17 protein-coding genes are annotated in these 22847 nt (G+C 41.6%); 12 read left to right on the top strand and 5 right to left on the bottom strand.

The features are described 5' to 3' along the window. The first annotated feature begins 135 nt into the window (after window positions 1-135). Window positions 136-3252, top strand: coding sequence for an ATP-binding protein (locus NST25_RS19350; RefSeq protein ID WP_340392253.1), 3117 nt, complete (start codon window positions 136-138; stop codon window positions 3250-3252). Here the strand turns inward: NST25_RS19350 and NST25_RS19345 are convergent. Next, the gene (locus NST25_RS19345) at window positions 3239-3784 is read right to left on the bottom strand and encodes a CDP-alcohol phosphatidyltransferase family protein (protein WP_076127162.1); all 546 of its coding nucleotides are present in this window, start codon (window positions 3782-3784) and stop codon (window positions 3239-3241) included. The two genes, NST25_RS19350 and NST25_RS19345, sit on opposite strands and share 14 nt — an antisense overlap. Window positions 3785-3935: 151 nt before the next feature. Here NST25_RS19345 and NST25_RS19340 point away from each other — a divergent pair, with 151 nt between their 5' ends. Next, window positions 3936-5069, top strand: a complete 1134-nt coding sequence (locus NST25_RS19340; RefSeq protein WP_340392252.1) for an SGNH/GDSL hydrolase family protein — start codon at window positions 3936-3938, stop codon at window positions 5067-5069. A gap of 69 nt (window positions 5070-5138) precedes the next feature. Here NST25_RS19340 and NST25_RS19335 read toward each other — a convergent pair whose 3' ends face one another. The 3 genes from NST25_RS19335 to NST25_RS19325 form a co-directional block, all read right to left on the bottom strand. Continuing rightward, window positions 5139-6824 (bottom strand): ABC transporter substrate-binding protein, encoded by a 1686-nt coding sequence (locus tag NST25_RS19335; RefSeq protein WP_076127158.1) that lies wholly within the window; start codon window positions 6822-6824, stop codon window positions 5139-5141. Between the two features lie 105 nt (window positions 6825-6929). Beyond that, window positions 6930-8540 (bottom strand): response regulator, encoded by a 1611-nt coding sequence (locus NST25_RS19330; protein WP_340392251.1) that lies wholly within the window; start codon window positions 8538-8540, stop codon window positions 6930-6932. 4 nt (window positions 8541-8544) lie between these two features. Further along, window positions 8545-10356, bottom strand: a complete 1812-nt coding sequence (locus NST25_RS19325) for a sensor histidine kinase (protein WP_036688684.1) — start codon at window positions 10354-10356, stop codon at window positions 8545-8547. 144 nt (window positions 10357-10500) lie between these two features. Here NST25_RS19325 and NST25_RS19320 point away from each other — a divergent pair, with 144 nt between their 5' ends. Together NST25_RS19320 and NST25_RS19315 are read left to right on the top strand one after the other, a co-directional pair. Continuing rightward, window positions 10501-11457: an ABC transporter permease subunit gene (locus NST25_RS19320; protein WP_036688682.1), complete on the top strand. Its 957-nt coding sequence runs from the start codon at window positions 10501-10503 to the stop codon at window positions 11455-11457. Window positions 11458-11472: 15 nt separating this feature from the next. Beyond that, complete coding sequence (locus tag NST25_RS19315) at window positions 11473-12345, top strand: carbohydrate ABC transporter permease (protein ID WP_036688680.1); 873 nt, start codon at window positions 11473-11475, stop codon at window positions 12343-12345. A 150-nt stretch (window positions 12346-12495) separates the two neighbouring features. Here NST25_RS19315 and NST25_RS19310 read toward each other — a convergent pair whose 3' ends face one another. After that, window positions 12496-13488 (bottom strand): AraC family transcriptional regulator, encoded by a 993-nt coding sequence (locus tag NST25_RS19310; protein WP_076201646.1) that lies wholly within the window; start codon window positions 13486-13488, stop codon window positions 12496-12498. Between the two features lie 147 nt (window positions 13489-13635). Between NST25_RS19310 and NST25_RS19305 the strand changes: the two genes are divergently transcribed. The 8 genes from NST25_RS19305 to NST25_RS19270 all read left to right on the top strand — a co-directional run bounded on the left by NST25_RS19305 (window position 13636) and on the right by NST25_RS19270 (window position 22845). Beyond that, window positions 13636-15015, top strand: a complete 1380-nt coding sequence (locus NST25_RS19305; RefSeq protein ID WP_340392249.1) for a PTS transporter subunit EIIC — start codon at window positions 13636-13638, stop codon at window positions 15013-15015. Window positions 15016-15222: 207 nt separating this feature from the next. After that, on the top strand, window positions 15223-16695 hold the full coding sequence (locus tag NST25_RS19300; RefSeq protein ID WP_340392247.1) for a family 1 glycosylhydrolase: 1473 nt from the start codon (window positions 15223-15225) through the stop codon (window positions 16693-16695). Further along, entirely contained in the window at window positions 16695-17702 is a 1008-nt protein-coding gene (locus NST25_RS19295) for a Gfo/Idh/MocA family oxidoreductase (RefSeq protein ID WP_340394438.1), read from the top strand. Before NST25_RS19300 ends, NST25_RS19295 begins: the two co-directional genes overlap by 1 nt. 40 nt (window positions 17703-17742) lie before the next feature. After that, entirely contained in the window at window positions 17743-18231 is a 489-nt protein-coding gene (locus NST25_RS19290) for a PTS glucose transporter subunit IIA (protein WP_340392245.1), read from the top strand. Window positions 18232-18480: 249 nt separating this feature from the next. After that, on the top strand, window positions 18481-19128 hold the full coding sequence (locus NST25_RS19285) for a FusB/FusC family EF-G-binding protein (RefSeq protein WP_076307702.1): 648 nt from the start codon (window positions 18481-18483) through the stop codon (window positions 19126-19128). Window positions 19129-19378: 250 nt separating this feature from the next. Continuing rightward, on the top strand, window positions 19379-20731 hold the full coding sequence (locus NST25_RS19280) for a sodium-dependent transporter (protein WP_076127152.1): 1353 nt from the start codon (window positions 19379-19381) through the stop codon (window positions 20729-20731). 261 nt (window positions 20732-20992) lie between these two features. Then, window positions 20993-21664: a GntR family transcriptional regulator gene (locus NST25_RS19275; RefSeq protein ID WP_052097124.1), complete on the top strand. Its 672-nt coding sequence runs from the start codon at window positions 20993-20995 to the stop codon at window positions 21662-21664. A 20-nt stretch (window positions 21665-21684) separates the two neighbouring features. Then, window positions 21685-22845, top strand: a complete 1161-nt coding sequence (locus tag NST25_RS19270; RefSeq protein ID WP_076278667.1) for an amidohydrolase — start codon at window positions 21685-21687, stop codon at window positions 22843-22845. Window positions 22846-22847: the final 2 nt, after the last annotated feature.

Raw genomic sequence — 22847 nt, 5'->3', positions numbered from 1 at the left:
TGGTTGGTTTTTTTCCTCTGAACATAGGATTACATACGTCTATAGGCCTCTTAATATAGTATAATCATACTGTATTGCTCAAAGTTGGAGATAGGGATATAGCACTATTAAATACTATTGACGAATGAGGAGTCTATGAGAACTTCGGAGAATAAAATTAAGTTAAGTCATATGTTGTACATAGTAGTATTCATCTGCCTGCTGATTGCAATACGCTGGAGCTGGTACAATCATTTTACTCTGTCCAATCCTCCTGTAGTGGAGCAAGGTGTGCTCGATTTGCGGGGAGTAGACCTTGAATCACTAAGCTCCTTTCCATTGGATGGAGAATGGGAGTTTTATCCTGAACAATGGGTGAATGCCGCCAATGTGGATGGTGTTTTAAAAGGCCAGATGCTTCAGGTGCCGGGTAACTGGAATTCTGTATTCAATTCTGCTGAGCAAAAGAAGGCGTATGGATACGGAACTTATCATTTGCGGATTCTGCTAGATCGTCCCTTGTCTGAGCCACTTAGCTTTTGGTTCCAATCCATCTATACTTCTTCTGAAGTGGAGATTAATGGAACAATTCTCTCACGGTTTGGAGTGTTATCTGACGAGAAGGAAGAGCATGTTTATGTGACGAAAGCATTCTTAATCAGTTATACACCTACAGATCAGAAGCATCTGGATCTGTTTGTTCGGACGTCAAACTATGAGTCTCCACTAAAAGGGGGCATAATTCGGTCCGTGGAGTTTGGCATTCAACATGGGGTAGACACTATATACTGGAATTCCATTGGCTTGCAGCTAGTCGTAGGGGTCATGCTTCTTCTACATGGGTTGTATTTATTGATTATCTATCTGATGGATGTACGAAAAACAGAGCTGATTATTTTTTTCCTAATGATGGTCGCTGCGGCTGTATCCATTGGGGTTGAACATAATGGACTGTTGTTCAGGTTTCTTCATGTTGATTTTGCCTGGATGCTGAGGTTAAAGGTTCTTTCGTATATAGGGTTTTGTTTATTCCTTTTATTGATGGGAAGAGAACTATTGGGGAATCGACGGAAAGGCAAGGCGTTTTATAGTTACATCCTGTCAGTTCTCATTTTTACTTTATTTATTATTGTAGGTCCTGAAGAGGCAGTGTTATATATCATCGGAAAAGGGTATTACATGATCCTGTATTACGTTCCAGTGTGTTGGACGGTATATTATTTTTGGAAGATGGTAGCCTTACGAGCTGAAGGTGCTCTATTTTTATTGTTTTCAGTGTTAGCAGTACTAAATAATATGTTGTGGGGGGCTGTCTACTATGCCGGTAGCTCACAATTTATGTTTTATCCCGTAGATTTAATTGCTGCCCTTGCCGCATTTTCCGCCTATTGGTTTAGGAGATATTTTCATCAATCCCATCAAAATGTGTTACTGAACGCTCAATTGGCGGAATCCAATAAATTAAAGGACCGTTTTCTAGCCAATACGTCACATGAGCTGCGCACTCCACTGCATGGGATTATGAATATTGCCCAAAGTGTGTTAACAAGAAAAAAACATGTGCTGGATGAAGAGAGCCAGCGTGACATGGAATTGCTAATTATGGTCAGTCGCCGGATGTCGCTTATGCTGAATGACTTGCTTGATGTTGTGCGATTGCAGGATAAGCGGATTGTGATGAATATAAAGGCGTTGCAAGTGAGGTCATTGGCTGAAGGTGTACTGGATATGTTACGTTTCTTAACCGGTGGGACGAAGGTGGAGCTTCGAATGTCTATAGATGAGAATCTGCCTCGTGTTTATGCTGATGAGGAGCGATTGGTGCAGATTCTGATTAATTTAGTTCATAACGCACTAAAGTACACCGAACAGGGAAGTGTTGAACTGGCCGCAGAACAAGTGGGTGGGGATGTATGGATACATGTTACGGATACAGGAGTAGGTATGGATGAAGCTTTGAAAAAGCGTGTTTTTATGCGCTATGAACAAGGGGCTTACGGTCAAGGCGGCATTGGGCTGGGGCTTAGTATCTGTAAGGAGCTGGTCGAACTGCATGGCAGTGAATTATTGCTGCAATCGCAGCCGGGTCAGGGAAGTAAGTTCAGCTTCAAATTACCTGTAGCTAAAGGGAGCCTGAAGTCATCTATTCCAGATTTTCATACAGAAAAAGATTCGGATCCATTGTCACCATTCAGCACGTGGATAACTGCTGAGAAATCAGCTATGGTGGCTGCCGCCTATAACACAAAGGAAGTAGAGGCACTCTCGAAGCTCGATACAGACGCTGACATCATACATGTGCTAGCGGTTGATGATGATTCGGTCAATTTAAAAGTTCTGCAAAATATTTTATCAGATGGAGCCTATCGGATTGATACAACGACTTCAGCCCGTGAGGCGCTGGATATGTTGCATCATGAGCAGTTCGATTTGGTTATCGCTGATGTGATGATGCCGGGCATGTCTGGATATGAATTGACAAGATTGATACGCGAGCGGTTCACGATGTATGAACTTCCTATTATTCTATTGACCGCTCGCAGTGAGCAGGAGGATGTCTATGCAGGTTTCTTGGCTGGCGCTAATGACTATGTAACCAAGCCAGTAGATGCCATGGAATTGAAGTATCGTGCTTCGTCGCTCACTTCTATGAAGCAAGCAGTCAATGATCGTTTGAGAATGGAGGCTGCTTATTTACAAGCGCAGATCCATCCACATTTTCTCTTTAATACATTAAATTCGATTATGTCCTTGAGTGATTTTGACACTGTCAAAATGAAAGATCTTTCAGATGCATTCACTACTTATCTGCGGATCAGCTTTGACTTCTTAAATGCAGGCAAACTTGTTTCACTGTCGCAAGAGCTGGAGCTGGTCGAGAATTATGTATATATCCAGCAGCAGCGTTTTGAGGAGAGGCTGCAGGTTGAATGGGAGGTAGACGCGAATCTACAGCTACTAATTCCTCCGCTGACCATTCAGCCACTGGTCGAGAACGCCGTCCGGCATGGGATCTTAAGTCGGGCAAAAGGTGGAACCTTGCGTATTCACATCGAGACACATGCGGAGGCTGTTCATTTTATCATTGCTGATACGGGGATTGGAATGGATGAAGCTCAAGTCAGTAAGTTATTGCAACCAAAAAGTCTTAAGGATCAAGGAATTGGGCTCCTTAATACAGATCGGAGATTAACACAATTATATGGACAAGGCTTGAAGATTCAAAGTATTCCTGGGGTGGGAACTACGGTGTCTTTCATTATTCCTGATTAGGAGGGTTGTAAAACCATCCTTTTCTGTCCAGCTGTAATTGAGTGGATGTGATTTGAATCATCAATTCTTCCACGGCGGATAAGGTTGCAACTATACAGACAATGGTTGTCCAAATGGTGGGGTTACTATGGGAAAGCCATATAGGAGTTACAAATAAGAGAAGCCCGGTGAGTTTATTGCCGTAGGTATGGATACTTGCGTAAGTTTTGAATCTGCGGAGGGCAATCCCTGTCGATGTTATGCGGATGGCCGCGATCAAGAAGATCCATAGGATGAATTCGAGGGTAAGACCCAGATACGGATACAAAGTAAATAAGCAGATCCCGATTAGTATCGTGTCGGCAGCAGAATCCAGCTTTGCTCCGAGATGACTTGTTGTGCCTGATTTTCGGGCAATTGGACCATCTATCAGATCGGTGACTCCGCAAAGGATATAAATTGCAAGAAAGGCCGAACTTAGCGGCTCGAAGAATAACAGCATTATTGCCAAAATAATTCTGCCAAGTGTAATACAGTTAGGTATAACTTTCAACTCAATCCCACCTTTGTTCATGACCTCATTTAATTCTATTGTACCAGAGGAAGAGTATATGCTATTTGGAAAAGGATTAGAAGATAGTATTGAAGAAGTAGTGAAGTAGAAGTATAGATTAGGATTCTAGCGGTAAATTAGGAGGGATTTTATGAAGCAGAATACAAACTTAAAGGTACATACATTAGCTGATATCGAACATCTGAAAATTCACGGCAGAACAACAGGGTCACTTTCTCCACTAACGTTATTTTGGACAGGCAGTGCGGTCGAATTAAATGTTAAAAGTTCTGAGCTATGGCTTGAAGTAGAAGCAGATTATGATGTTTATGAACCCTGGATTAGCATCCTGATCAATTCCGTTCCTGTTAGCAGACAAATGTTAGTAGCAGGCAGGTATTGGATTTGTGTATTTAGAGGCATGAATGATCGTGTTGTCAACAATATTCGTATTGTAAAAGATGTGCAGGCAATGAGTGGAGACCCTGGCTGCTCTTTGCAGATACATGCGGTGAAGATGGATGGAAAATTCCTGCCTGTTGCGGACAAACCCCACAAGATAGAGTTCATAGGTGACAGCATCACATCCGGAGAAGGAAGTATAGGTGCCAAGGCTGAAGAAGATTGGATTCCAATGTGGTTTAGCGCCATCAACAACTATACCAGAATGACAGCAGATGCTTTAAATGCAGAATATAGAGTTATTTCTCAAAGTGGCTGGGGAGTCCTTACTAGCTGGGATAATAATCCGCACGGTAATATCCCTGATTGTTATGAGCAGGTTTGTGGTCTTCTAACTGGAGCAAAAAACGAAGCTTTAGGAGCTTTTCAAGAACATTCTTTTGAAACCTGGCAGCCAGATGTTGTGGTAGTTAATCTAGGAACAAATGATGGGGGCGCCTTTCAATCGCCAGAATGGAAAGATGAGGTAACAGGGGAGAGCCATAAACAACGCTTAAATGAAGACGGGACCTATCATGAGGATGATATACAAGCTTTTGTCGATGCCGCTGAGAAATTTCTGATGAAGCTTAGAAAAAATAATCAACATGCACATCTCGTATGGGCATATGGGATGCTTTGTATCCCGATGATGCCAGCGATCTACCGCGCGGTCGATGTTTATAGCAAGAAAACAGGGGACAAGCAGGTTTCTGTATTGCAGCTTCCAAATATGACGGATGAGACCATAGGGGCAAGAAGTCATCCGGGAGCATTAGCTCATGAACAAGCGGCAAAAGAGTTGACGGGGTATTTGAAAGGGATTCTAGCGAGCGAAAGTTAATGAGGAATTCATAAAAAAATAAGCCGGAGCGAAAGGATCACGCTCTGGCTTGTTTTTATTTACTTTAGTCTATTTGGTGGATACAGACTTGAACCATTCGTTAACTTCTTTGGTGATTTGATCACCACCATTTGCTTTCCAGTTGGAAACAAAGGAGTCAAAGGCATCTACAGGAAGCTTACCGTAAATGATTTTGTTGAAGGTTTCCATTTCGGATTGACGAAGCAGATTCCATTTGGATACCATCGTTGGTGTCGCAGCGCCAGTGAAATAGTTCTGTCTACGAATGTCTATTTGTGACATAACAACTTTTGCAGCGGCCCAGTTTTCCGGTTTACGGAACTCAGCCATTTGTTTTTCATAAGGAGTTACAGGGGTTTCACCATCAGCAAGTTTAACCAATGTTTTCATAAACAGATCAGGAATACGAGCCGGTCCAGTTAAGAAAGGAAACTCATTGGAGAAGTCTTTAATCTTCTCTTTATCACTAGTAGGCTTTCCATCAATCATGTCCCAATCGTAGCCTTTAGCAAAGCCGTATTCAAATTCACTACCAGCTGCTGGATTAGCTAGGTTATCAAGCAAGTAGTTGTAGTATAAGAAAATTGCTTCAGGGTGCTTAGCATCTTTGTTAATCATGATACTAGCGTTTACCCCAGAGTTCTGCCATTTGGTACCGATGAGTCCGTCTGGACCTGCTGGAACCGGATAAGCTTTGATCTTCGCTCCAGGTACATTTTTCATAAGATCGGGAGCCGGCCAGTCTGGAACCCAGTTTGCCCCTGGTAGAATACCTGCGGCGCCTTTTGTCCAGCTTTCAGCAGATTTACCTTCATCCCAAAGTGCAGAGTCTGTGTGAATATAACCTTTGTCCATCCACTCACTAAGCTTAGCAAGGGCTTGTTTAGCACCAGGGTTAATGGAACCGTATTCTAGATTGCCGTCGGCATCTTTATTCCATTGTTCCTCAATCGTACCGTAAGCACCGAATAACCAGTCGAGTTGGCCCATCCAGGTGTTTGTATTATTTTTCAAAGAAATCGCAAGTGGGAAAACATCTTTAGGTGCTAGACCGTCAGGGTTTTCGTTCTTAAATTTGTCCATGATATTCTCAAGATCGGCGATTGTTTTTGGAGCCTGAAGGTTCAGCTTTTCCATCCAATCTTCACGTAACCAGAGAAGAGTATCGTCATTATCAGTATATTCAAGGATCGGCATATTGTATTTCTTACCGTCTTTTGTGAATGGATACCAAAGTTCTGGGTGTGCTGCAGCATGATCTTTTAGAATTTTATTAGCATATTTGTCGAACAACTCATCGATAGCAATGAACTGACCGGAATCAATCAGTTGATTGGTCAATACTGCATTGGTTGGTACAGAAACGAAGTCAGGCAGCTTTTCGCCAGAAGCAATGGCAAGCTGAAGCTTTTGTCTGTATTGATCGTCATTGGCAGGATACCAAGTATCTTTATGCTTCATGCCCAGTGTTTCCAGCATCCAGCGATCGTGAACATTGTTTTCTTTGGTATCACCTTGAACATATTTCTTCGGCATCAATACCGAACTGAACTCGATGGGTGGATCGTATTTACCTTTTTCAAAAGCAGCATCTGCTTCAGATAAACTAGTCTCAGACGATGTGGTATTGTTTTGTTTGGCGTTTTCATTATTTCCGCCGCCACTGCCACAGGCTGTGAGTGTGATAAGTGCTGTGACCGTTAACAACGACCACATTTTTTTGAACTTGATCATTCTTTAATTCCCCCTACTGTGTATGATCTTTACAAGTGTAACTTTAACAACTAGTCGGGGATGGCATCTATATGAGATTTTTAGTTTCGATAGGACTCTATCATGCTATTTATTATTGTCTCGATATTCCTGCGGCGTTACTCCGAACTGTCGTTTGAACACTTTTATAAAATAAGCAGGGTCCATATAGCCAATCTCCATGCTGATTTCATAGACTTTTTTAGAGGTAGTCTTCAGCTTATGGCAGGCGCGATCCATGCGCAGGCGCGAGATATAATCGCTTATTCCTTCACCCGTTTCAATCTTATAAATTTTTGATAAATGAGTCGGATGGAGGTTTACATGGTCAGCCAGAACCCGTAATGAAACATCTAAATGCAGGTTTTTGTCTGTGAAATCTTGAATCTTTTTCACATATTCAGACCTCATGTCTTTAATTTCGTTAGACGTTCCCTCTTTCAATTTGCTCAGAATGCTCAGGGACCATTTTCTAAGTTTACCGATGGTCGAGAACGCTTCACCGCTTTGCAACCAACCGAGATCGTCTCCCGCTAAGTTAGCTAGAGTATGCCCATTTCGGTGTGCGAGATTCGTGAAGGATGCAGTGATTAAAAAACCGGCCTCCATGCAATGCTCCCACGATTCAGACCATTTCTCATCCAGCTCCGCGCAGACAGCGAGTAGTTTCTCTTGCGCAGCATCCCAATGCCCACTTTCAAGCAGGTGTATTAGTGTCGGCGGGGTGTAAAGGGCATCCAAAGGTCCTTGGGTAGTGGAAGGTTCAAATTCGCTGACCCGCATTACGAATTCGCGCTCGTCTCCCACGATCTGCCGGAAATAAGCTGTAGCCTGACGGAAACGGCTCGACACCTTCTCGGGAAACTGGAACCACTCGGTGATTACTATGGACAGGGAACCTTTCAGAAATTGCTTAACCTTATACTGAAGCTGTAAAGAAAGCTTTTCTAGGATGGTTTCTTTGCCGATGTCGGATCCTTTCTCTTTAAGCTGAAGCAGAAACACAAGATATCCATGTTCCTCTTTAACGCCCCAGACCTGCATAAACTCACCCATAATCTCTTCAGCCATATTGATGATGGCATATTCAATTAAGGTTTGATCATTATTGTTATAATGGCTAAATTCTTCTTCCATGCGTACAAGCATCAAAGCGCAATCGCCAGAATGGAAGGGCAAATCATAAGTTACGAGCTTCCGTTCCCATTCGCCAGCTTGAAATTGATGACCTTGCAAGGCATCAAGCAGCAGTTGACCACGTAAAAGCGGCAGATTCTCACGAAGGGTAAACTGGGTTCTTTTAAGCGAACTGATAAGTTCCCATTCTGTGTTCAATTGCTCGATGGCAGTTTTGACTGCACCGATAATTTCATCATCGGTAGGTGGCTTAAGCAAGTAATCGACGGCATTATGCTGAAGTGCTTTTTTGGCGTAATCGAACTCCGAATGGCCTGATAAAATAATACATTTAATCTTTTTATCACGTTTTCTTATCCGCTCTATTAATTCAATTCCCGTCATTTCGGGCATTTGGATATCCGAGATCACAATATCAATAGGGTTGGTATCGATAATTTGTAGCGCTTCACGTGCCGAATACGCTTTATGCACCTGTTCAATGCCTAGCGTATGCCAGGGTTTAGTCATGGCAAGATTATCTACCCAGTGTGCTTCATCGTCTACTATAATCATTTGCATGTTGTTATTCTCCTTGATGATTCTTAAATTTAGAATATTCATCCTCCGTAGGGATTTCCCAGATAATCTCTGTTCGGAAACCTCCAAGAGGGGATGGTTTAAAGGTTAGACAGGATTGATTACCGAACAGGTGCATGATCCGCTGATTCGTATTCCAGAGCCCGCAGCCCATTTCTTCCTGCAACGGCTCCTGCATTTTACGATTCAAAGCTTCCAACTGCTCCGGATTCAAGCCAGGTCCGTCGTCATCAATGTAGATCTTGCAGAAGCCGTTCGAAATCTCACCACTAATGCTGATCTCACCCGATGAATACGATTTGGCCACTCCGTGAATGACTGAATTCTCCACAATAGGTTGTAGCATTAGACGTGGCACAGACTGGCTTAACATGTTCTCAGGGATTTCGATATGATAATCAATTCTGGCATTGCGCAGCTTTTGAATATCCAAATAGTTGACGAGCAGCTTGATTTCTTCATCCAGTGACGCGGTTTCCCGTTCCATTCGGGTAGTATAACGGTAGTAAGCACTTAAATTATAAGCCATGGAGACGACAGCGTCCTCATCCTTCATTTGGGCCATATTGATAATATAACCAAGGCAGTTATAGAGAAAATGCGGATTGATTTGCGCCTGCAGTTGCTTAAGTGTAGCTTCGCGGGCACGGATTTTCTCATTGAACACATTCTCTATCAGGTCTTGAATTTGATGGGACATATCATTAAAGCGATGGAATAGAAACGAAAACTCGTTCCGGCCCTCGTTATGAAGACGTACAGAATAATCTCCACGCTGCACGCGCCGTAAGCCTTTAATTAGCTTTTTGATAGGATATTGAACATTTCTGTATAGTAATATGGAAGCGGAAATTCCCATAACAAACAGCAAAATCATCGAGATATAGAACAAATCCTGACTGAGCGAAATGGGTTTTAGGATTTGATATAGAGGGACAACATCTATTAAATTCCAATCCAAATAGGAGGACTTCACAGAGCTGACCAGGTAGTTCTTGCCATTGAGTTTGACTACATCCTGGGTAGTATTCTCAGGTGAGTGTTTATCCAGGTAACGAATGAGTTCTTCAGATAGCTGCTTGTCCGCACTGCGATTCAGAATTGGCGAGTTCCCTTTATGATAGAGAAAAGGATCACCTTGTCCACCTTCCTTGTACGTATCCAGCATGTTCTGAATATTCTCATAACTGAAGCTGGCCTCAATCACCAAGTTGCTTCCCGTCAACATCCCCGGCTGAGCTAAGGAATCTGTATAGAACCAGTAGAAGGATTTTAACTCATCTTTAGATTCCAAGCTGTGATCGCCATACGTCCATTTTCCACTCATATTTCTTTTTAAGTAATCCTCATCATACCCAAATGCTCGATTGTAGTTGGAGATGACATCTTTATTTTGCTGTGAATGTACGGCATATCTGGCAGGCCAAATATCTGCAACCCCAGATTGAAGCACCATCTTTTCCTGAATGACATACCGGGTCTGCATCTGATCATATCGATCAGCCCAAATGTTTAATCCGTTGAAGGCTCTGACATTGGGATCTCTAGAAAGGATAAGGGTGAAGTCCATCATCTGATTAATACGCGAATCAATTTGACTGGACAGAAAAGTGAGCTGCTTCGTATTGGACACCTGCAGCTCTTTGCTTACAACATCGTATGTGACGTTATTTGAAAAGGTATACATGATAATGATGGGGATGAACAAGAGTATGATCAGGCAGTTTATTTTGGCAAACAAACTAAACCGGGATTGTGTTAATTCTCTCAGGGATGTAAAGCGCTTCCAAATATTCATAAATGTACCCTCCAGATGATGTCCTAATAAAACCATATCAAGCCTAACAATGTTATATAGTCAAACCTGAGAAACGCCTGATACTATTTATAGCAGAGATCCCCATCACACACAAAATATTTTTTTTGGGAACAGGAGAGAGCTATGGAGGCTAATTCAATACAGCAGGTAGGCCTGGAAAATAAACCAAGTATAAAAAGAAAAAGAAAAAAAGGCTATAAACAACCATGGGTGCTCCACTTCATGGTATTACCGGCGGCAATTATGGTTTTTATTTTTTCTTATATCCCCATGTCAGGAATACTCATGGCATTTCAGGATTATAAGCCTGCATTAGGATTTTTTGATTCCGAATGGGTCGGACTTAAACATTTTAGGTACATGTGGGAGAACGATTATTTCCTGCAAATTACCTGGAACACACTGTTTTTTGCTTGCTCCAAAATTGTTTTGAACCTGATTATTCCTTTTATATTCGCCTTGTTGCTTAATGAGGTAAGGAATATGGGCCTTAAAAGATCGATTCAAACACTCGTCTATCTACCGCATTTCTTGTCATGGGTTACCCTTTCAGGAATTCTGATCGATATCCTAGCTCAAACAGGGATTGTGAATCAGTTTATTTCGTCCGTTTTCGGCATAAAACCGATATTTTTTCTAGGGGACGGCAACTGGTTCCGATTTACCATCATAGCCAGTGATGTTTGGAAAGAATTTGGTTTCAACACGATCATTTTCCTAGCTGCGCTATCCGGCATTAATCCATCACTTTATGAAGCTGCTGAAGTGGATGGGGCAGGTCGCTGGAAGCAAACGATGTATATTACCATACCAGCACTTATTCCAATTGCTATTGTAATTGCGACCTTGGCACTGGGCAATGTATTGAACGCCAACTTTGACCAGGTATTTAACCTATATAGTCCTTTGATCTATCAACAAGGGGATATCATTGATACCTTTGTGTATAGAGAAGGTCTTCTCAGCGGACAATTCAGCTTTGCGACCGCAGTTAATCTTTTTAAATCAGCAATTAGTTTAATTCTAATCGTTATTTCATACCGACTTGCCTATAGATTTGCAGGGTACAGAATTTTCTAGAAAGGATGACAACAAATGTACCATAAAACCCTTCCATATCGAATATTTAGCATATTCAATAATGTGCTCCTAACTATCCTTTCGGTGCTCTGCTTGCTGCCATTGTATCACTTACTCATGGTATCTCTTAGTGCGTCCGCCCCAGCCAATGCTGGGTTGGTCACCTTTTGGCCAATTGGCTTCACTTTGGAGGCCTATGCAAAAACTTTTAACAACACTAATTTTCTTACATCCCTGTGGGTGTCGGTAGAGCGGACAATACTAGGAACAGCACTTGCACTGGTAGTAAATACGGTTGCAGCCTATGCTCTTTCTAAGGAAACTAGAGTTTTCCGGGCGCGTAATATCTATCTTTGGTATTTTGTCGTAACCATGCTGTTCAGTGGGGGTCTGATTCCGGGATATATCCTGATTCTAAAGCTCGGGCTGATGAATTCTTTGATGGCACTTATCCTACCTGGATTGGTAGCCGTATTTAACATCATTTTGCTGCTGAACTTCTTCCGTGGTGTACCTAAGGACCTTGAGGAAGCAGCCTTTATTGATGGAGCAGGACATTTTAAGACCTTTTTGAAAATATATTTACCAGTCTCCTTACCAGTCATTGCAACAGTTTCCCTATTCATGATGGTGGGCCATTGGAACTCTTACTTTGACGGTATAATCTATATCAGAGATTCGGATAAGCTGCCACTGGCGACGTTTATGCAGACCATTATCGTTCAGGCAGATATGTCCAAGCTTGATCCGTCAGCTGTAGCTAACTTGTCTCAACGAACCATACGGGCTTCACAGATTTTCATAAGTGCGCTACCAATATTGTTGGTTTATCCATTCCTGCAACGTTATTTTGTGACAGGGATTGTAGTCGGAGCAGTAAAAGAATAGTCAAAAAAGAGGGAGTTACTGGACTAGTCCATGTAGCTCCCTTTTTTTTGTAGGTATGGCATGCAAAATGGTGCTGATGTTTTCTGATCGCTATCCTTAAGTGCAGTGCATTAAGCGTGGTAATGTAAATGATGTTAGTATGAGGCCGGGTCAACTATGAACCTGGCGATAATCTTTGGGTGTCATCTCATAAGCAGATCTGAATTTTTGATAAAACGAATTCAAATTGCTTATCTGAACCTTTTCTGCAATGTCTTGAATCGATAATGAGGTATTAACTAAGTAGTAACAAGCTAACTTTAATTTTAAAGAAACTTGAAGCTCTTTGAAATTCTTTCCGGTTTTTTCTTTGATAAGATAAGAAAGGTATTTGGGATGGTATCCAAATTGTCGGGCCAAGGACGTTAATGTGCACTGCAGGTATTCCTTTTCAATGTAACGCAGAATATCAACAATTTTGCCTGAAGCATCATTGGATAACTGAATTTTATGATAGACAGAATCATCCTGATAAATGCGCAGCAGCTCTGTAAATATAATCACCAGATAAGAATTGATAATCTCGGATGAATACATCCGTAAATTATAATACTCACAAAGTAGGTCGGCAAACAAACGTTTGATTTTTTGATTTGCTTTTGTACGGAAGATCAAGAAATTATCATGATTTTGGCTATTAGATATTGCGGAAAGAATTAAGTTGGAGACAATGCTTTGGCTAGCTAGTCGGCTTAGGAAGTTGGTTGATAAAAAATTATCACTCATACTTATATTCATCACGATATCATTCTCACCGATCTTGTTCTTCATACGTATTACGTCTTTATCAAAAATACAAACATCCCCCTCCCTTAAAGTAAGGGTTTTATCATCCACCACATAGGTACATTCCCCTGAATAAATGTAATTCATATTAACATTGGAATGAATGTAAGGAGGCACACTTGTAAAACGGGAATCCTTGCTAATGACGATTCCGGTTTCATTTACACTTAATGGCTTGAGGCGATAGACTTTGTGACCTCTTATATTGACTTGACTCATTTTTTCGTAGATCGAGCTTACTGTATCCGGATGAGTAAGGTATTTTTTTTCACTATCCGTGTATGATTTTAGAAAATGCTCTAATTGGTTATAATCCATATCATTCACCTTACTTTTTGTTATTGTATAGCTTTCTTTATGTTATTGTTACCGCTTCCAAATCGTTCTACAATTTAATTGTAGCATTAGTTATACTTTTTTCACAAATTGAAAAGTGATATTACATCAAGAACAGGGGGAAAGACAATGGATTATAAAGGCGCAGCAAATACCTTAATAGAAGAGGTTGGGGGAAGAGGAAATGTCGATCAGTTAACGCACTGCGCTACAAGATTACGATTCACACTTAAAGATTCAGAAAAAGCGGATCAACAGAAAATTAAGGCGATACCGGGTATCCTCGGGGTTGTTAACAGCGGCGGACAATTTCAGGTGATTGTGGGACAAGATGTGGTTCGAATTTACAATGAGGTTGTTCCCTTACTAAACGAAAATACTTCTGATCACAAAGAGACCAAGAAAGTAGTTTCAGATGTTCCTGAAAAAAAGGAGTCCGTAATTTCGCGATTACTTGGTACGATTTCAGGAATTTTTACTCCCATATTACCTGCAATCACTGGGGCAGCGATGCTCAAAACGCTCCTCATTATTTTAACAATGACCCATATTATGTCCAAAGAAACACAGACATACGCCATACTAAACTTTGTATCGGATGCGGCATTTTATTTCCTGCCTGTTATGCTGGCATTCTCCGCAGCAAACAAATTCAAGATGAATCCAATGATGGCTGTATCATTAGGCGGCGTGCTGTTGCATCCGAGTTTTATAGCTATGGTAGCGGCCAAGGAGCCTGTTCACTTTCTAGGTATGCCTGTATCTTTAGTAGCCTATGGTTCCACCGTTATTCCCATTATTTTAGTGATTTGGATAGCTTCTTATGTTGAACGGTTTGCTGATCGGGTAACGCCAAAATCAGTGCGCTTCTTTATGAAACCGTTAATAACGTTACTTGTGATGGCACCTGTTGCATTAATTTTTATAGCCCCGCTGGGTAATATTGTAGGCACTTATGTTGCACTGGGAATCGAATTTTTAAATAACCATCTCTTATGGGTGTTACCTTTGATATTTGGTATCTTCGGCCCGGTATTTATCATGCTGGGCATGCATTACGCAGTTACCATACCCATTGTAATTCAGTCTATTACATCCTATGGGTTCGATATGATTGGCGCTGGTTTCCTGGTTGCCAACGTTGCACAAGGAGCGGCAGCTTTTGCGGTGGCAAGACAAGTCAAAAATGATCCGGATTTTAAAGTTTTGGCTAACTCTGCAGCCTTCACAGCTCTTTTGGGTGTGACGGAACCTGCGATATACGGAGTTAACCTAAAACTGAAAAAGCCATTTTATGCAGTGATGGTTGCCGGAGGAATTGGTGGATTATTTGTTGGCCTAATGGGAGTGAAAAGATTGGCGCTTGCTCCTACCGGCTTACTGACGTTACCAATTTTTGCGGATCCGAATAATACAATGAATATTATTTACGCAATTATTGGAGCTGCTATCAGTTTTGTTCTGGCCTATGTGTTAACAACCGTACTGTTGAAAAAATCAAAAAATTAATAAAAAAGGCTTGAATCATCAAGACACTGTCTATCTCGATTCAAGTCTTTTTATCATTTGTGGATATTAACCTTACTTTTTGTTATATTCTCTTGATCTTTTGACATTGTTGGAACCCCTCTTACCTTTATATGATTAGAATGAAGGTTCTACTTAGACCTTTTTGAAAAATAGAAAAATGTAAAGAATTGATTGGAGGATAAAAAAATGAAAACAGGATTCCCGGAAAATTTCTTATGGGGCGGAGCTATTTCAGCATCCCAAGCGGACGGAGCTTATAATGTAGGTGGAAAGGGTCTGGATACACAAGACTTACGTTATTTTGACAGTAACTGGACAAAAGAGGAGCGGGACCATAATCGGAACATCAACATGACAGGCGAGCGGTTCAAGCAAGCTTTAACGGACACGAATATGACCCATTACCCTTTTCGCAGGGGAATTGATTTTTACCACAATTATAAAGAGGATTTGAAATTGATGGAAGAACTAGGATTAAAAATTTTTCGGACATCCATCAACTGGGCGCGGATCTTTCCGAATGGTGATGATGCAGAGCCAAATGAGGCAGGTATTCAGTTTTATATAGATTTGTTTGATGAATGCCATAAAAGAGGAATGAAGGTCTTTGCAACGATCCTGCATTATAACATTCCTGTTAATCTGGTTACAAAATACGATGGCTGGAAAAACCGTAAATTAATCGATTTTTACTTGCGTTACGCTGAGGTACTGTTTAAGAGACTAGGAGAACGGGTAGATTTTTGGTTACCCTTCAATGAGATTAATGCCGGAAAATTCAACCCATATAACGGCGTCTGCTTGATTAAGGACCAGGAAGAAGATTATGAGTCTGCAATCTACCAATGTCTCCATCATCAATTTATAGCTAATGCCCTGACCATTAAGCTGGCGCACGAGATCATTCCAGGCTCTAAAGTAGGCGGTATGATTGCCCGGTTCACAACTTACCCGGCCACGTGTAAGCCGGAAGATGTAATGCAGTCTATTTTAGACGAACAATATGCCAACTACTTCTATACAGATATCATGGCACGAGGCAAGTATCCCGCTTATATGGAACGTTATCTTAATGACAACAACATCAATATCCATAAAGAAGCTGGTGACGACAATATTTTGCGGGAACACACCGTTGATTTCCTGAGTTTCTCTTACTATATGTCCATGGTGGCAACAACCGATAAAGATTGGGAAAGAACGGGCGGAAACCTGGTTACAGGCAATAAAAATCCGTATCTCAAAGCCAGTGAATGGGGCTGGCAAATCGACCCGGTTGGTCTGCGGGTATCCTTAAACCAAATGTATGATCGTTATCAACTCCCTATCTTCATTGCAGAAAATGGAATAGGTGCTCTTGATGAATGCACTGAAGCTAAGATTCATGATCCTTACCGGATTGACTATCTCAAGGAACATTTTAAACAAATGAAAGAGGCAATTATTGACGGAGTTGAATTGATCGGATATACCATGTGGGGAATTATTGATATTGTTTCTTGTGGCACGATCGAAATGAAAAAACGCTATGGTGTAATTTATGTTGACGGAGATGACCGCGGACAGGGAACGAATCAGCGTTACAAAAAGGACTCTTTTTATTGGTATCAGAATTGTATTCAGACTAACGGAGAGAATTTGGAAGAGCAAGTGAAATGATGAGAATCGGCACAATTGGGACGGGAAGTATTGTTAATACCTTTCTTTCCGCTCTACAAGAATTTGAAGATGCTTCCTGCGTTGCGATGTATTCTCGTAAAGAGAGCACGGCGAGACCGTTTGCTGATAAGTACAGCATCCCAAATATATATACAGATTTGAATGAAATGCTGAAGGACCCATCCATTGATTGCATTTATATCGCTTCTCCCAATAGTTATCACTATGAACATGCTTTTAAAGCCCTCTGTTCGAACAAACATGTCATTTGCGAGAAACCTTTTACATCGAACGTACGTGAACTTGAAGACCTGATGGGATTGGCAAAAGAAAAACAGCGGTTGTTATTTGAAGCCATTACTACCATTCACTTACCCAATTACAACTTAGTAAAGGAAAATATAAAGAAGCTTGGGCAAATCAAGTTTATCCAGTGCAGTTACAGCCAATACTCCAGTAGATACAATGATCTACTTAACGGGACAACACCGAATGTATTTAATCCAGCTTTTTCGGGTGGTGCGCTGGCAGATATAAATATTTACAATTTGCATTTTGTGATGAATGTATTTGGATCACCTCTGTCGGTCAATTACACTGCTAACAAGCACATAAACGGGATTGATACATCAGGCATATTGGTATTAAAGTATGATCATTTCATCGCCCAGTGTGTTGGTTGTAAAGATACAAAAAGTATGAACTTTGTACTTGTACAAGGTGAGCAGGGATATCTCCATGTTGAACATGGGGCAAATGGTTGCCGAAAGATAAGGATTCATATCGATGATCAGCAAGTGGAGCTGAATGCTCAAATAACGGATCATAAAATATACTATGAGCTGATGGCATTTATAAAAATATACAATGAAAATGATCTAAAGGCTTGTTATGAATTATTAGACTATAGCCATTCAGTTATGAAGGTGTTGGATGCAGCAAGAGAAGTGGCGGGAATTGTGTTTGAAGCCGATAATAGAGCCTTATTGCAGCGTACCAGTACCTAGGTTCTAATTGTTGAAAATCTAAATATGCGGAGGATATACTATGTTTGGATTTAAAAAGAAGGCAGGAGCAGAACATATACTGGAGATTAATTCTCCAATTCAAGGCATACTCCATTCGCTAGATGAGGTTGAAGACGAAGCCTTTTCCAGCAGAGCGATGGGGGATGGGTTCGCAGTTGATCCTATCGAAGGGAAAGTAACAGCACCATTTTCTGGAACGATCGCGCATATCATGGAAAAGAGTAAGCATGCGCTTATTCTTGAGCATGAATCCGGAATTCAGATTCTAATTCATGTCGGAATGAATACGGTATCTCTAAAAGGTGAAGGGTTCACTGCTCACGTAAAAACCGGAGACCGTGTTGAACAAGGACAATTGCTGCTGGAGTTTGACATGACATTAATACGGACAGCCGGTTACTCCCTGTTAACGCCAGTTATTGTACAAAACGGCCAAGACATCGTGAAAGAGGTCCGAGTACGGATTGTATCTGATGAGCTTAATGCAGCGATTAAGGTTGTTTATTGAGGCAACCCGAGATGAATTGCGCCTTCTAAAATACGGTGCTATACTTTTGGCATGAAATATGCTCGGAGGTGGTACAGTGCTAATGTTGAAATGCCCATTAGCTAGAAGTTCCTCACGCAAAGCCTAATATAGGGCGATACTTTGCGTGAGGTGCGATGGATGGATATATCGCCCAACTTAATTTTATCGTTTCTATAAATGGGCTTTGCACCTTATGAACTTTTAATATAAATAAGGGGCTGAAAAGCGATGTGTACACCATTTATTAGAAACCATCAATATAACTTAATTAAGAAACAAACGAAATTTGTTCTGCATACCCTGCGAACCGTTGCGGATCGTAGAGTCTTGGAGACTGTAAGATATAGTGCTGCTACGAACATTATTGAGGCATTTCCTTCTCTTACGGAGAATCACAAGCAGATGCTGGAACAAATATCGACCTTCGAAACTGCAGAAGATTTCCAGAGATATCTTAGTGAATTAGAACCATACCTAGAGTCATATCCGACGATTACGCTGAAGCAGATTCAGAAGCTATTCCCTAAGAATAAGAAACTGAAAGTACCTGATCTACAACTCATCGACTATCGCAACATAACGTATTTGAGTTGGATAGATATTGCCAGTAATAAATTATTCATTATCTATCCGTGCGAAGGACAGTTCATTGGTATTGAGGGTAGAATCACACCAACGCACAAAAAAGGGTACTGCATGTTCTGCAATCGGCATCAAGAGCTTGCATTCTTTTATGTTAAGACCAAGAATGTGAACGTTTCGCCGGATAATATTTCTGCTGTGGGTCAATACGTATGTCTGGATAATCAGGAATGTAATCGGAGCATAACCGATACAGCTAAGCTTGAGAGGTTCATTCTCTCTGTCCGCAAATAATGTTTAGAAAAGGCTCCCTTAGTGGGAGCCTTTTTTGTTAAAAATATTGTCAGGATTTAGACAATCCGTTTCATTGAAGCAATGAGGCACGACATTAGTGGATATAATGAGATTCAAGAGCTGAATAAATAATATAAGCGTTTACAAACAGAGAATTCGAGTGGTTATAAAAATAGTCAGAAAATTTCCATATGACGTGCTTTGTTACTTAAGCTATAATGAGGTCTAAAAAAGAAAACGGGGCGTTATAATGAATCAAATGAAGGGTAACAAAAATCTTCTCTCGGAGAAGGAGGAACGCTTCTCTTCCGCGGGCTTTATTTTTGCCGCCATCGGCAGCTCGGTTGGGCTAGGGAATATGTGGAAGTTTCCTTATATTACAGGAGAAAATGGGGGGGCAGCTTTTTTCCTGCTTTTCATCGTCTGTTTAGTGCTGATAGGGTTACCGGTGCTGTTGGCAGAACTGGCTATCGGACGCAGCGGGCGTGGTAGCGCGGCGACCTCTTTTATGCGGGCTGGAGGCGGGAAGAGTTGGTTTGCAGCTGGAATGTTGCAGGTACTTGCGCCGTTTCTAATTCTCTCCTTTTATATTATTGTTGCTGGCTGGACGCTGAACTATTCGATGATTGCTTTTAATGGACAACTATTCAGCACTACTGATTATGCAGGCGAATTCAATTCGTTTGTCTCTGGATATATGCCGATCGTTTGGCAGGGGATAGCCATTCTGATTACGGCGGGTGTAGTCATCCTTGGCGTATCAGGCGGGATTGAGAAATTTAACAAAGTATTAATTCCTGGTATGGTCGTACTCCTTGTAGTGTTAATGATTCGCGCAGTAACCTTACCGGGTGCATCCGCAGGGGTATCTTTTTTCCTAAAACCGGACTTTTCAGTGTTGACAGCGGAATCTGCGCTAGTTGCATTGGGACATGCCTTCTTTTCATTATCGCTCGGGATGGGGATTCTCCTGACTTACGGATCTTATGTTGATAAAAAACAATCGCTGGGTACCGCTGCAATCGCAATCGGTGCAGGAGATTTGTTATACGCGTTTATCGCAGGCTTGATTATTTTTCCGACGACGTTCTCATTTGGTATTGCTCCTGATCAGGGGCCTTCGCTGATTTTTATCGCTTTGCCAGCCGCTTTCTCGGCTATGCCTTTTGGTGCGCTCTTCGGCGGTTTGTTCTTTATCTTGCTGGCGATTGCTGCTCTAACCTCAGCTGTATCGCTGCTTGAAGTGCCTGTATCCTTCACAATGGAGCGCTGGAATTGGAGCCGGAAACGTTCGGTTTGGATTTTGACGCTGATCTGTTTCCTTCTTAGTATTCCTTTAGCGATGTCACTGGGGATGTTCCCGGAGCTAACGATTGGTGGCAAATCTCTATTTGATGGGCTGGATTTTATCACCTCTAACATTATGCTGCCGCTTGGAGGTCTGCTGATTACCATCTTCGCCGGTTATTTCTGGAAAGGTGCAGCGGAAGCCGCTGGACTACAGGCGCGCTGGTTCCGTGTTTGGCTGTTTATGCTCCGTTATGTGGCGCCGATCCTAGTGTTCCTAGTGTTACTCCATACCTCGGGGATTATTTCCTTCTAATTCTGAAATTTATTTATCCAAAAAAAACTCTACAACCCCTGAGGGTTGTAGAGTTTTTTTGTGTTGAAAAGAGGGGATTAAATTGATTTTTAATTCCTACTTGACTAGGTGGAATAATTGGAATATAGTATAAAAAAGCTTGAACGGTATGGAAGGGAATGTAACTAACCAATCCATTCTTAACTAATAATTGTATACAATTATACAAATATATTATTGGGATTCGGACCCCACAGATTATCGATGAGGAGCAGTATAGAAATGGCGATACGATCACGAAGGTTATCAAAGGATAATACCTACTATGAATTAAAACAAAAAATTATTGATAGCGAGTTTGAACCGAATCAACCTGTAAATGAAGAAAATTTGGCGGCCTTGCTCGGGGTCAGCCGCACACCTCTAAGAGAGGCGATACAGAGACTGGAGAACGAGGATTTTCTGGTTCGACAGCCAAATGGAAGACTGCGGGTAGCTTCAGTAACCCTTAAAGAGGTTGAAGAAATATTTCTTATTCGCAGCATGCTTGAAGGCTATATTGCAAGAAGTGCAGCTAAGCATGCCACAGAGAAAGATATTGTGAATTTAACGACGATGATTACAAAAATGAAACACTCGTTCCAGCTTGGTGATAATCAGAATTTTGTTACATATGGATTTGAGTTCCATGATTATTTGTCAGAAATCAGCGAACTAAAAACCTTCGAGAAGGTTCTGAATCAATTAAGAGATCATTCGCTTCGTTATTGTCGATTCGTCTCTATGCATGGGGATTGGAACACACAAGCGGATGAAGAACATGATCTTATTTTACAAATGATCGCTGCTAAAAATGAAGATGGTGCTGAAAAAGCCATGCAAGATCATATTTTAAGCAGTCTATCGACTGCGCTTGATCGCATCAAAGGGATTGAAGAAAAGCTGGAAGCATAACGAAAGGGGAGACATCACCTATGAAACCACTAAATGAGGTTGAGCAAGCTTTAGCTAATCAATTAATAGAGGTTCGCAGAAACCTGCATCGTGAGCCTGAATTAGCGTATGAAGAGTTTAAAACCACAACAAAATTACGGGAATGGCTGACCCAAGCCAATATTCACATCCTTGACTTACCTTTACAAACCGGACTCATCGCAGAGATCGGGCAGGGTCACGGACCCATAGTGGCCATTCGTTGTGATATTGATGCACTTCCCATAGAGGAACAAACTGAATTGTCCTTTGCCTCAGAGATCCCAGGAAAGATGCATGCCTGTGGTCACGATTTTCACACGGCTACTATTTTAGGTGCTGCATTATTATTAAAGGCTCGTGAAAATGAACTACCTGGAAAGGTTAGAGTATTGTTTCAACCCGCGGAAGAAACAGGGCATGGGGCGGAAAGTGTCTTAGCCTCGGGAGGACTCCAGGATGTGGCGGCTATATTTGGTCTCCATAATTCACCTGACTTGCCAACGGGAGCTTTTGGAACAAGAACAGGAGCTTTAACAGCCGGTGTTGACCGTTTTGAAATTACAATAAAAGGTGTCGGCGCTCATGCTGCTTATCCTGAAAAAGGTGTAGATACGATTGTAACTGCGGCTCAGATCATTACCGCACTACAAACCATCGTAAGTCGCCAAAACAGCACCACTGAACCAGTAGTGTTAAGTGTTACCCGAATTAATGGAGGCTTCACATGGAATGTATTGCCGGAAAAAGTCGAATTAGAAGGTACAGTAAGAACTTACAATGAAGAGATTCGCCGCAATATTCCAATACAAATGACTCGTCTTATCGAAGGGATTGCTGCGGGAGCTGGGGCAGAGGCCCAGTTACACTGGTATCCAGGTCCACCCGCAACGATAAATCATGGGGAATGGGCGGACTTTACCAAAGAGATCGCCTCAGATTTCGGCTATGAAGTACATGATATTCCTCCACAGATGGGTGGAGAAGATTTCTCTTTTTATTTACAACAGATACCGGGTGCTTTTGTGAATATAGGATCGGGTCCAGCCTATCCCTTACATCACCCTCGTTTCGATGTTGATGAAGCTGCGATATTGCCAGCTGCTAAGTACTTCGCTTTATTGGCAGAACAAGCGCTGGTGAAGCTGCAAGAGGAAGCTTAATC

The sequence above is a fragment of the Paenibacillus sp. FSL E2-0190 genome, assembly GCF_037992965.1.
Lineage (GTDB): Bacteria > Bacillota > Bacilli > Paenibacillales > Paenibacillaceae > Paenibacillus_AQ > Paenibacillus_AQ odorifer.
This window is presented reverse-complemented; position numbering and strand designations above follow the sequence as displayed.